This is a genomic window from Paenibacillus sp. FSL K6-0108, assembly GCF_045040695.1.
In the GTDB taxonomy this organism is placed as follows: Bacteria; Bacillota; Bacilli; order Paenibacillales; family Paenibacillaceae; genus Paenibacillus; species Paenibacillus pabuli_B.
The window spans coordinates 5,793,228-5,805,732 of sequence record NZ_CP150288.1 but is presented as its reverse complement, the minus strand read 5'-3'; the positions used below and the strand labels follow the sequence as shown (position 1 = coordinate 5,805,732).

Sequence of the window (12,505 nt, the reverse complement as noted above, 5' to 3'; positions counted from 1 at the left end):
CTATACCTAATCATCCGATTACGGATTATACAAAGGGAGGACGATTTAAATGGAACTACTCAGTAAGGGCAAATTCTCTGACAAAAGGGTCGTGATCACAGGAGGTAGCAGCGGAATCGGTCTTGCGACGGCAAAGTTGCTAGTGGATGAAGGCGCACACGTTCTGATTACTGGACGTACTCAGACGACGCTGGATGCGGCTCGTGAACAACTCGGCAACAACGCTGTCGCATTGCTGAGCGACGCAGCGTCGTTGACGGATATCGAGGAGTTGGTCGACCGGGTCAAGGCCGAGTTCGGCATGATCGACGCACTGTTCGTTAACGCCGGTATCACGCGCTATGTCCCCTTCGAGTCAATGTCCGAAGAAGTGTACGACGAGTTACTTACAATCAACGCCAAAGGTCCGTACTTCACCGTGCAGAAACTCGCCACATTGCTAAACGCAGGAAGTGGCGTGGTGCTCACCACCTCTATCACGAACGTATTGGGTATCCCGATGATCAGTGCGTACGCGGCCAGTAAAGCAGCGCTGCGCTCCATGACTCGCAGTCTGGCCCGCGAGCTGTTACCGCGGAAGATTCGCGTCAACGCGGTCAGCCCCGGCCCCATTGACACCGACATCTTGGAGAGGTCGATGCCGAAGGAAGCTGCAGAACAGACCGGGGAGCAGATAAAACAGCAGATCCCGATGCTGCGTTTCGGCGATCCAGTCGAGGTCGCCAAAGCCGTAGCATTCCTGGCATTTGAGGCCACCTATACCACCGGGGCTGAGTTCCCTGTTGACGGAGGCGGATCCCAGATCTGAGCACTCTCAGTTCGCAACTGGATCAGGGCTTCTTATCATGACTATTAAAGCGCGGGCAGGAAGGTCATGAATTTTCATATAACTCTCCCCTCAAGACATCTTGCCTTCAAGTGAACTTTATAGTTTAGGATTTCGTTGCCTTTTCCTTGGAAGAGCGTTTGAATTCACGGAGAACACTATTACATCAGAGCAAAATGGAGGGAACATCGAAATGGAGAATTTAGATACTTCTTTCAAAAATGTGAAGAATCAGGCATCCAACCCTGTTACCATGCGGACAATCCGGTTCCATGACTACGGCGAACCGGCCGATGTCTTGCATTTGGAGGAGGTGGCGATCCCAGAACCAGGCCCGGGACGCATCCGCGTAAGCGTACGCGCTTGTGGGTTAAATCCCGTTGACTGGGGGATGTGCCGAGGACAGTTTGCCGGTGAACTGCCCTTGCCTCGCGGGATTGGGCTGGACGTGTCAGGAATTGTAGACGCAGTTGGAGAGGGCGTAACCGATGTCGCCATCGGTGATGCCGTTCTGGGTGCCGCAGATTTCATGGGCGGATCGAGCGCCGGTGCGTCCGACCGAGCGATTATGTACTACTGGTTCCGCATGCCGGCTGGACTCGACTTTGTACAGGCTGCAGCACTGCCAATGGCGGTCGAAACCGCCTACCGGGGCATCGATACTCTCGGAGTGAGGGCGGGCCAGACCGTACTCGTGCATGGAGCCGGCACAACGGTAGGCTTCGCCGCCGTCCAAATTGCCCTCATGCGCGGTGCTCGTGTGGTCGCAACCGCTGGTGCCACCTACGCCGACAAACTCCGCGCAATGGGAGCGATGGTGACCTCGTACGGTGATGGAATGGTCGAGCGAGTGACCGAACTGGCGAAGCAGCCGGTTGACCTCGCCCTGGATGCCGCTCCGGTCAGCGGCGCAATGATAGATCTGATCCATATCGTCAATGGGCATCCCCAGCGAGTCCTAACCGTCAGCGATTTCGCCGCAGCCGCCGAACTTGGCGTTCGCGCCAGCTACGGAGAAATACATACTCTGCGTTATGACGTTGTCGGCGATTTTGCCCAGTACGCAGCTGACGGCAAGTTCACGATTCCGGTCGCCAAGACTTTCGCACTCGACGCATGGCGTTCGGCCGTCGAAATCAGTCAGAGTGGGCGTGCCCACGGCAAACTGATCCTCCTTCCTGCCTCCGACTGATGTGCGCAAATAACCGGTGAATATTCTGAAATATGAAGGAGGACATACATTGAATACGAACCAACAAGAACATATCGCACTGATTACAGGCGCAAGTAGTGGGATCGGGTTGGCATTAACCCGGAAATTGCTGTCGGAGAACTGGCAGGTGGTTGCTTTAAACAGGTCGGATTTTCCAGAGGACGATAGATTCCTCCAAAATCATCTCAAGGACGGAAGGCTCCGAGCCTATAAAGTGAAGGATCTCACCGATTATGACAGCTTGAGACACTCTTTGGAAAAAATAAAAAGCAAGGAGCAGCGGATCGATATTTTGTTTAACAACGCCGGAGGAGGCTTAAGTGAGCTGCGCTATTCGAAACAAGGCCGCGAATTGCATTATGAATTGTTGACGGTCGTTCCTTATATTATTCTGATGGAATTGAAGGAGCTGTTGAAGAACGGCAGCTTAAAAACGGTGATTAACACTTCATCGCAGGTGTTTAGATTTACGAAGGAGTTTACGATCGAAAAATTGGAGCATCCCAAAACCTTCCGCAAAATGTATGGACCATATGCGACTTCAAAGCTGGCTCTTTCGTTGTGGACCCAAGCCGTCGCACCGCAGCTTGCCAAGGAAGGCATCAAGATCCGCAGCGTTGACCCGGGCATTAACAACACGCTAAGAAAAGGAAAAGATTCCGGACTGACCGCAGGGTTTGAACTGTTTATGAAGTTTTTTTCCTCTCCGCCTACTCATGGAGCCAACCTATTATATGAGGGAGCTCTGGGCAAAAACAGCAATGAGACTGGCGTGTTTCTGTTCAAAGATCGGATTGCGGACTTGAAATTTCCAGAACATGCGCAGCGTGTGCTGGAAAAAATATCTGATATATATAGCCATGAATTTCTTGGCGGGCGTTTTCAAGTTAATGGTTGAGTTCCAGAAGATTGTTGCTTATAAGGTATCTTCTGAAGTTTGTTCTCACATTAGGCTGGAAGAATCTCTCCAGCTGTTTTTATGGACTGCTGGATTGCTTGGTGAAAAAGTTCTTTGATTCGCGTAAGCACCGACAGCGAGGTTATTCCATCAAAGAAATGGTACTATAGTGATTCAAATACTTCGTAGTCACATCGCGGAAGACGGCTTTAAATCGATCGAGATATGCGTTCACGTTTTGAGTGTCACACAGGGGCAGTCATTTTATGAGCTCAGTCAGTTTTTACTGGTTGAGCTTTTTAGCTTCTTCGAGGTACTTATGCGGTCGCGTCGGAAACGGCGACATTGTAGGAAAGGGCAGTACTCTGACAGTGGAACAATGTTCTTGTCTTTTAAGGAACAATGTATTCCTAATAGACCACTAGCAGTGGGGGAAATTCCCTGAATGGTGAACAAAATTTGAACTTTTCTTCCCCCTCTTGAAACTTCAATCTAGCACATTTCAAGACCATAATATGGAGTAAGAATGAGCATGATCTTCATATACAAAGTAAAAGAAATCGTTAACGAAATGTAAACCAATGCAGATATATGTCAAATTTTTAATAGGCGCTTTCATTGCGTTGACCCTTTCCCCAAAGTCACTTATATTTACTCCCGACACAACAACTTAGAACGGTGGTGGGATGACTTTGTTCAACAATAAAGGAAAGAAAATGCTCGCTATGCTTACGCTTATACCACTGGCTACGGGCCTTGTCATGGGGGCTTTCCCTGCTCCGGTATCCTATGCGGATGCGGGAGATAACACCCCAACCAACAGCTCGGCAGCAGGTTCATGGCAAACGGGAGATTTGCATGTACATACGTTTGAGTCCGATGATGCGCAGAACTCGCTGGAAAATGTACTCGATGCGGGACTGACGAAGTATGGTCTGGACTGGATTGCGCTTACGGATCATTTGCGGTTATCCAAGCGGGATCACAATGGAGCAGACATTCCAACCGGATCGATTCCGATGTCTCAAGGGATGAACGAATATCAGGTACCGCAGATCAAGGCCCTTCAGGCAGCAGGCAAGTACGCAGGCAAAACGATCTTCTCGGGTTTCGAATGGGACATGCCGACACATGAACATGTTGGGGTGGGGATTCTTACGGATGAACCGAATTCGACCGAAGCGCTTGAAGCTGCAAACGAATTTGAATATCGTTTTACCAATCGCGCAGCGAACCTGTTCAATGCGGCTGACGTAGCGAATTGGAATCAGACAGGTGGACGTGCCTATACGACTCATCAGGATGCGCTGACCGCCATTAATTGGCTGGCAACCAAGTATCCAACGACGAGTTATGCAATGATCAACCATCCTTCACGCGGCAAAAACAAATATACTATCGCGGACTTCCGTGAATTCAACGATCTGGCCCCACAAGTCGTATTCGGAATCGAAGGTATGTTGGGCAACCAGATGGAACCGGACCGTGGCGGGTACAACACAACATATAACGTAGCCAATCCGACCGCAGACGATGGATACAAATACCGTACATACGGTGGTGTGGACTACATGGTCGCCAAGGTGGGCGGACTGTGGGACGCATTGCTGGGAGAAGGGCGCCACTTCTGGAATTATGGCAATTCGGATTACCATTTCAAGACAATTGACACGAATTCCAGCGGTTATTTTCCGGGCGAATATGCCAAGACCTATTCGTGGGTTGAGGGTACAGGTATGCAAGCCGTGCTGGAAGGACTTCGTTCGGGGAAATCATTTTCCGTATTTGGTGATCTGATTAACGCACTGGACTTCACGGCTTCCGGCGCGGGTACTCAGGCTGAAATGGGCGGAGACCTGGGTGTGACCCAAGGTGACGAAGTGGAACTGAAAATCCGTTTCAAGAGTCCAACTACAAGCAACAACTATGAAAAACCAATTAACAGCGGCACGTCTGCTGGACAAGTACCGGTGGTAGATCACGTCGATCTCATCGCGGGAGATGTGACGGGTAAGGCTGAGAAGGGCACACCCGCATATTCCAAAGACACTAACGATTCCACTGAAGTGCTGGCAACCTTCACGTCCAACGATTGGACGACAGATGCCGAAGGTTACAATGTCATCACGTATAAGATCAAAGCCACAGATCAGGATAAATATTATCGTCTGCGTGGTACGAATCTGGGTATGAACGTTACAGGTGAAACCGTAAATGGTGAACCGCAGCTTGATCCGAAAATTACAACAGCTGATGCAACGACTCGGTTCAACGAGATCAATGATCAGAACTATCGCGATCTGTGGTTCTACTCCAATCCAATCTTCGTGAGTGCTGCACCTTACAGTGATGCACAGGCGGTAACGGATACGCTTCAAGCGATTGATCTGGGCGATCTGAACGCGGTCACTTCCGACCTTACCCTTCCTGTTGAAGGAAAACATGGAGCAACGATTAGCTGGTCCAGCTCCAAACCGGAGTTGATGGATGCACAGGGCAAACTTCTTACACAGCCTGAGAATAATGAGCGACTGGAATTGACGGCAACGGTACAACGTGGCAGCGAAATGGATACCAGAACGTTCACTGTCATTGTGGAAGGAACAAATAATCAGGTATTGGTGTTAAAAGGCAACATGAACACTGCTGACAGCCAGCCATATCATACGGATACATGGACAAACCAGTCCGTAACGGTTAGTGTAACCAGCACAGTATACGCGCCTGCCACTTCGGCGACGATTGAGCTGTCTCATGATGGAGGTCAGACGTATGAGCCGTATACGGAGAGTACACCTTTGGAGATCACCGAGGCTGGAGAGCATAAGCTGTTATTCAGAGCGACAGACGATCTGAACGAAACGTATACTTTACCATTGGTGGTCAAAATAGACCATGAAATCCCTGTCATCACCCTGCAAGGCAGCAGCCAGATGACATTAATGGTAGGAGATACGTATAACGAGCCCGGAGCACAGGCAGCAGATAATGTGGGCATCCGTGGTTCCGTGCAGATTGACGGCACAGTGAACACACAAGCGGCGGGGATCTACACCCTTCGTTATAATGTGAAAGATATTGCCGGCAATGCTGCACAGGAAGTCACACGTACGGTTACCGTACAAGCCCGCTCAGGTAATGGCGGTGGGGGTTCAGGTGGAGATAATGGAGGCAGCTCTGGTGGGAATTCTGGAGGAAGCACACCAAGCGTGCCAACAACGCCTACCGTTCCAACCACACCAACTAACCCGGATGCGGGGTCAGAATCAACTACTGAAGTGAAAGTAGAAGTAGGAGCGAATCAGCCTGTACAAACGGGCCTGAAAGACATCGTGCAATTCAACGCGCCGGCTGGAGCCATTGTGGCAAAAGATACGTTGCAACTATCTGTCGTGTCCAAGGACCAATTGCCGAATGCAACTTCACTGAACGTACTGGGTCAAGCGGTACAGATTACTCGCAGTGGAGGACGGACATTGAATGAGCAGGCAGCACTTCGCTTGCAATATGATGCTTCCAAGCTGCCTCAAGGTACACAGCCAGCAATCTACTATTATAATGAAGCTCGTCAGAGCTGGGTATTTATCGGCGGGAAGACAGACGCAGCAGGAACGGTGACGACGAATGTGAATCATCTGGGAACCTTCGTGGTGTCCAGTTACGTACCAGCCAATCTGTCCGACCTGAACGGTCACTGGTCATCCGACTATGCAGATCGTTTGATTGGCATGGACGTTATCCAAGGCTACACAGATGGTACATTCCAACCATCCAAGAAGATTACACGGGCAGAGTTTGTTACGTTGATCAGTAAGGCACTGGCCTTGAAGTCCGTGCAGTCGGATACGACGTTTGCAGACCAAAGCAGTCTGCCAGACTGGGCGAAGAGTGACATCGCCGCAGCCGTACAAGCCGGAATCGTGAAGGGCTATGGTGATAATACATTCAAGCCTAATCAGACGATCACTCGTGCCGAGATGGCTGTGATGATGGCGAATGCATTGAAGCTAAGTGCAGATGCACAGTCGGGAGCGAGTGGAGATACTGTAAAACCAAGCTTCACTGATGCGACGCAAACGCCGTCTTGGGCACAAGAAGCACTGAATACAGCCGTTCAGGCTAACATTGTGAACGGATATACTGATAATACGATTCGTTCAGGAAATATGACGACCCGTGCGGAAGCCGCAGCAATGATCTATAAGCTGCTGTTGGCGATGTACGTGTAATCTCAACAGAATAAATGAAGGCAAGGGCCATCCTGAAAAGGGATGGCCTTTGTTTATTTAATAGTTAACTCATATATTTCAAATAAATGATTATTTACTTGTCTCGTCCAACTTTCAACTTTATTACCTACATTAACATTGTTGAAATCAGCCTCGATTCGCATTTTGCTGAATTTGGCATCAGCTTGATAAAAGTCACTCGAAGTAACATAAAACCTCGAGTTTTTCGTTACATTCAGATATTCTCCATTATCCAGTATGATGGAGTAAAGTACCTTGTCTCCGTCTATTTTACTATCTTGCTCTTTTATTTCAACGACGGTGCCTGTGTAATATTGCTGTTCCTTTGCTGGCGAAGACCATCCTTTCATATAATCCGAAAAGAAAACGAAATAGACGATTACCAGAAGCATCACGACAAAGCTGCTTATTACGACGAAGGGCCATTTTTTTTTACTTTCAAATTTTTCATCCTTTCCCAATGTACTTATAGTATGTAGACGTCCAATCACTAAAAAAGTTACAAAAAAAGAATCTATGGCTAAAAATATCCATAGTGTTGTTTTCTTGAATTTTATTGTGTTGGAAAAATTTTAATAAACTCGATTAATTCAAGCCGTAAGCGTCAATACAAACTTGAGAAGTGGTTATGTACAATCCGATAAAAGTCAGTACAATTGAATCTGTAAGATCCTAAGAAGCGTAATTTAAAATGGTATGAAAACCAAACACCAATAGATGAAATGAAGCGAGGTATTCACTGATGACCGATTCGAATGGAACGCGCAAAGTTGACGGCTATCTTAAGAAATTAAAAACGTGGAAGGAAGAGTCCGCGAAACTAAGAGAGATTATTCTGGATTTTGAACTGACAGAGGATATGAAATGGATGCACCCTTGTTATATGCTGAATGGGAAAAATATCGCTTTAATCCATGGATTCAAAGAATACGTGGCCATTCTGTTTTTCAAAGGTGCTCTGCTGAAGGATACGCACGGCATTTTGGTCCAGCAAACGGATAATGTACAGGCAGGACGCCAGCTTCGCTTTACCAGTCTGGAGCAGATTGTGGAGCAGGAGCCTATGATCAAAGCCTACATCCAGGAAGCTATTGAAGTGGAACAAGCTGGTTTGCAAGTGGAATTAAAAAAGACTGCCGAATATACCGTTCCCGAGGAACTTCAGCAGCAATTCGATGAGAACCCTGCCTTTCAGGCTGCATTTGAAGCGTTGACACCCGGACGGCAGCGGGCATATCTCTATTATTTCTCACAACCCAAGCAGTCCAAAACGAAAGTGTCACGAATAGAGAAGTACATGCAGCCGATCATGGAGGGTAAAGGATTGAATGATTAAGGTGTTTGCTTGATAAAGGTATCTACCATCCAATGAAAGAATCTTTGTTTCTCTTCATAATGTGGGTAGTGAGCCGAATTCTTATAGGCAATGAATTCCTTTTGTTTTCCTTCAATCTGGTCAAAAAACGTCTTGGCGGCATGGGATGAGGTCATAAAGTCGTAATCTCCCATAACAAAATAAAAGGGTAGGTTCAGCTTGGTAATCAAGGCTGGCAAAGGACGGCTCATGGCTTCACTTATCAGTATTTCTTGCGAATAAATGATCCCTTTATTATATCGAATGGCATCAAACATATTGTATTCATGGCTGAAGGTCATTCCCAGGAAGCTGGTGTCAGGGCTGTCCATCAACCTTGAAGCGCCCCCATAACGTTGAACGATATTTCGCGGCGTGAATGCCTTTCCTTGTTTGATCGGTTCATAGATCTGCTCCAACTCGTCTACATCTTCAGGATTATCAGCCAACTGGGCTTGCTCCATAACGAAATTCCATCCGTCCATCTCGCTCTGTTGTGTATCTGCCATCTGCCCGATCCCAATGTAGGCTTCATATTTTTCGGGTGCTCGATGTGCAGCAAGAGTTCCTATGTATGTTCCGTATGAATGACCAATCAATATTACCTTTTTCTTCCCTAGACGTTGGGTAATATAATCCGTGACGGCCAGTATATCTTCAACCAGCAAATCCGCTGAGAGATTGGAATAGTCCTCGAAAAAATGATAGGATTTGCCGCTTGCTCTCTGATCGTAGTTCACAATCGTAAACTGAGATTCTAATAAATCTTGGTACTTTTTCGCGTACGGAAGTTCAGATGCACCCGGTCCACCGTGTAAATAAAGGATAACTGGGTTTTCCAGATCCTCCCCTCTGATCATGATTTCATGTCTCGTACCATTGAGTTTAACTTGTTCCAGTACATGAATAGGGTTTGAACCTTTTATTTTTGACGTCCATGTTGGAAAATAAAGAACTACGAGTGATAGTGTCAGAGTAGTAACACCAAGCCACAAACCTACTTTTTTTTTATTTTGTTCATAGGATAGGTCTCCTCTGGTTCAATGTCTTGAGGTGATTATTGTTCATAAACTCATAACCCTATCTTACTTGACTCGTCATTGATTCAAATCGTACGCCAGATTGAATTTGTTCTCAGTCTCCGGTTGGACGTGAACGGCCTTAGCCCTGACGTAGTCAGGATCAAGGCCGCCGCTTAACTATCTTTTTATGTTTATGGAAAGACCTCAGTATGCTGAACCTACAGCAAAAAGATTGGAATAAATGATGCAGGCAGCAGATTCAACACTTTGATCTTCGTAATCTTCAAGATGTTCAATCCCGTACATAGTGCAAGGATACCGCCAATCAGACAGTGCGAAGGGAAGAAAGACTGTAAAAATAAAGAGCACCGTTTCTGGTGCTCTTTGTCTTTTGAACTTAACCATGTTTTTAATGAGAGGGAAGTATGAGTTTGATTGCTTTCAAAATTACATGCGCCAAGGAACTTGTGGCGTTTTATAGCGAAAAAAAGTATTCAAATCTTTTTTTACATATATCCATGGTGGGTTTGGTGGTGTACCTTTGGCCTTGTAAAGTGCTTCGCCTTTATCACTTGATGCATATTCGTCAAGATCGGAAGGACTAGAATGAACTGTTCCTTGATAAGATAAACTTTTCCCCTGTACTTCAACATTAGGTGCACCAGAAATAATTCTGTTCGCTATATTGAATAATCCAACTCTTCCTGAAGACCAAAGGAATAATTCACTGAGTAGTAATAAGCCAACCAGCGTAAAAATGCCTATTAATATTCGTTTTTTTCTCATCATTCTTGATCTCCTATTGAGTTATCGACTATGGTGTTACAACCCAGGTAATAACGTGAGTGTTTCAAGTTCCGTATTCTTCTAAATATCCCGAATCTCAATAATCTCTCTTATATCTTCAATACCCAACGCTTCTGCGATCCGCTCAATATGAGCAAAGTTAATGTTCTCACGCTTCCCAGACTGCAACTCACTTAAAGCGGCGTGGCGAATATCGGCCATACGTGCTAATTCTCGCAGTGAAATGTTATGTTTTTCCGTAAGTCTGTGAATATTGACAACAACTTTTTTTGCCATCTTAAATCACTCCTGAAATTTCCATATGGTCTTGACGTTACGCATGAGCGTACCATATGCTTTTTGTATATCTGGTACTCTTATGCGTACCAATTTTAGGAGTGGTGACATGACAAGTACCAACTGCGAGATCCTATCTTTGCAGTACGCACAACTAGTCCGACAGGAAGACGATTACGTAGACCAATTGGTCACATGCAACAAACTGATCCTAGACGCCATGGACATTATTGCGAAGCGGGCAGGGGTGCTGCACATGGATACAGTAAAACAAGCCGCGTATCACCTTCATGCGATGGAACAGGATTTGAACCGCAAGTTATTTGAAGTCAGGCTGGAGAAGAGCATCTTGGCCCATCACATGAGCCAGTCTACATAAGCATTTGAATCAAAGGACGGCACAGGATCATTCCCAAGATGATCGTGCACTGTCCTTTTTCTCTTTTAACCAACCCTCAAACCATTACCAAATAAGCATTGACTTTCCACACCAATCCCCCTAAACTTCAATTATTAAAACACTTTTAAAAACTTCCCTCCAATACTTTCTCGAATACGCGATCACCCATATACATACAAACGAAAGGAGGCATATAACTAACGATGTTACCTACATCACACAATACCCAACAGGTGAAGCGCATCAACGTTGAACTGGTGAAGAATACACTTCGGTCAATGGGCGTCGGCACGAAGGCTTCCATTGCGAATCTGACCAAACTCAGCGTAGCGACATGCGGCACGATCCTGAACGAATTACTCCAAACTGGTGAAATAATCGATCTGGGCCCGGATGAATCGAGTGGGGGAAGACCTGCGAGTCGGTATCAATTCAATGCGGACTACGCGAGTGTGCTGTGTCTGATTATTCGAACGGAGGGTGGCATTCACTCGATCACACATACATATGCCAATCTGAACGGGGAAATGGAGGATGAACAGACACTCATTTTGGATGAGATTAATGTAACGGTAGTAGAGGATCTGATTGCAAACTTGATCGAACAACACCACAATGTTCAGGCGATTGGTATCGGCATACCTGGGGTGGCACACAACGGCGTTATTGGGATTTGCGATGTACCAGAGCTGATGTATCAGCCGCTCGGCCCAAGGCTTAAGGAGCAGTATGAGGACGTGGAAGTGGTCATTGGCAACGACATGAACTTGACGGTCTACGGGCTGTACAACCAGCAGCAATTTGAGGGAGAGAAGAACTTTGCGGTGGTGACGTTCCCTGAGAACCATTTTCCAGGGGCAGGCTTTATTATTGATGGTCGTCCGCTCACAGGGAACACGCAATTTGGGGGCGAGGTGTCTTTTCTACCATTTGGTGTGTCACGGGAAGAGCAGCTGCGAATGTTGAAAACGACAGAAGGGTTGAAGGAAATCGTCGTCAAGACGCTGATCTCCATTATCGCGATTATTAACCCGGCAGCGATTGTCGTTACGGGCGATACGATGGACCCGGCTATGCGGGACGGCCTGTTACAAGGCTGTCTGGATCACCTGATCCCACAGGAGCATATGCCTGAGTTGATCATCCAGAGAGACACTCGGCGCGAATATGTGACTGGGCTAGTCGCTGTTACGTTGGAGAGCCTGACCTACCGCATTCAGGTGGTTGAGAAGCAGTGGTAAAGGAAAAAGGAGCTTTTACGAGTATTCTATTTTTAGGAATAAAGCTTAACCATGTTTCCTATTTCAACTGTACAAATTATTGACACGATAACGGAGAGGGCAGAACCAATCTGAAGAACGCCTTTATCACTGTATTTTCACCTTTAGGAAAGATTCAAAAAAATACAGGGATAACAGCGGTCGGAAGATGGTACTGCAATCGTAGTTATAACGTGTAA

Annotated in this window: 12 protein-coding genes; 7 read left to right on the top strand and 5 right to left on the bottom strand. The window is 46.8% G+C overall.

Annotated elements, in window-relative coordinates; translation table 11 throughout:
* Positions 1 to 49: 49 nt before the first annotated feature.
* From MHB49_RS26410 to MHB49_RS26395, 4 genes are all read left to right on the top strand, one after another.
* On the top strand, positions 50 to 808 hold the full coding sequence (locus tag MHB49_RS26410) for an SDR family oxidoreductase (protein ID WP_405153602.1): 759 nt from the start codon (positions 50 to 52) through the stop codon (positions 806 to 808).
* A gap of 211 nt (positions 809 to 1,019) precedes the next feature.
* Positions 1,020 to 2,018 carry an NADP-dependent oxidoreductase gene (locus tag MHB49_RS26405; RefSeq protein WP_405153601.1) on the top strand — a complete coding sequence of 333 codons (999 nt, stop codon included), beginning with the start codon at positions 1,020 to 1,022 and terminating at the stop codon, positions 2,016 to 2,018.
* 49 nt (positions 2,019 to 2,067) lie between these two features.
* The gene (locus MHB49_RS26400) at positions 2,068 to 2,937 is read left to right on the top strand and encodes an SDR family NAD(P)-dependent oxidoreductase (protein ID WP_405153600.1); all 870 of its coding nucleotides are present in this window, start codon (positions 2,068 to 2,070) and stop codon (positions 2,935 to 2,937) included.
* A gap of 692 nt (positions 2,938 to 3,629) precedes the next feature.
* Entirely contained in the window at positions 3,630 to 7,166 is a 3,537-nt protein-coding gene (locus MHB49_RS26395; RefSeq protein WP_405153599.1) for an S-layer homology domain-containing protein, read from the top strand.
* 53 nt (positions 7,167 to 7,219) lie between these two features.
* On the opposite strand, the gene MHB49_RS26390 is transcribed toward MHB49_RS26395, so the two are convergent.
* Positions 7,220 to 7,537, bottom strand: a complete 318-nt coding sequence (locus MHB49_RS26390) for a hypothetical protein (protein WP_405153598.1) — start codon at positions 7,535 to 7,537, stop codon at positions 7,220 to 7,222.
* Positions 7,538 to 7,929: 392 nt separating this feature from the next.
* On the opposite strand from MHB49_RS26390, the gene MHB49_RS26385 reads away from it, so the two are divergent.
* Positions 7,930 to 8,523: a YdeI family protein gene (locus tag MHB49_RS26385; protein WP_405153597.1), complete on the top strand. Its 594-nt coding sequence runs from the start codon at positions 7,930 to 7,932 to the stop codon at positions 8,521 to 8,523.
* Here MHB49_RS26385 and MHB49_RS26380 read toward each other — a convergent pair.
* From MHB49_RS26380 to MHB49_RS26365, 4 genes are all read right to left on the bottom strand, one after another.
* Positions 8,520 to 9,401, bottom strand: coding sequence for an alpha/beta fold hydrolase (locus tag MHB49_RS26380; RefSeq protein WP_405153596.1), 882 nt, complete (start codon positions 9,399 to 9,401; stop codon positions 8,520 to 8,522). The two genes, MHB49_RS26385 and MHB49_RS26380, sit on opposite strands and share 4 nt — an antisense overlap.
* A 380-nt stretch (positions 9,402 to 9,781) precedes the next feature.
* Positions 9,782 to 9,889 (bottom strand): DUF554 family protein, encoded by a 108-nt coding sequence (locus MHB49_RS26375; protein ID WP_405157243.1) that lies wholly within the window; start codon positions 9,887 to 9,889, stop codon positions 9,782 to 9,784.
* Between the two features lie 121 nt (positions 9,890 to 10,010).
* Complete coding sequence (locus tag MHB49_RS26370) at positions 10,011 to 10,352, bottom strand: hypothetical protein (RefSeq protein ID WP_247898919.1); 342 nt, start codon at positions 10,350 to 10,352, stop codon at positions 10,011 to 10,013.
* 78 nt (positions 10,353 to 10,430) lie between these two features.
* A complete protein-coding gene (locus MHB49_RS26365) occupies positions 10,431 to 10,646 on the bottom strand; it encodes a helix-turn-helix domain-containing protein (RefSeq protein WP_405153595.1) in 216 nt (71 codons plus the stop codon).
* A 109-nt stretch (positions 10,647 to 10,755) separates the two neighbouring features.
* Here MHB49_RS26365 and MHB49_RS26360 point away from each other — a divergent pair, with 109 nt between their 5' ends.
* Both MHB49_RS26360 and MHB49_RS26355 read left to right on the top strand, forming a co-directional pair.
* A complete protein-coding gene (locus MHB49_RS26360; RefSeq protein ID WP_405153594.1) occupies positions 10,756 to 11,025 on the top strand; it encodes a hypothetical protein in 270 nt (89 codons plus the stop codon).
* A gap of 224 nt (positions 11,026 to 11,249) precedes the next feature.
* The gene (locus MHB49_RS26355) at positions 11,250 to 12,287 is read left to right on the top strand and encodes an ROK family protein (RefSeq protein WP_405153593.1); all 1,038 of its coding nucleotides are present in this window, start codon (positions 11,250 to 11,252) and stop codon (positions 12,285 to 12,287) included.
* Positions 12,288 to 12,505 lie beyond the last annotated feature (218 nt).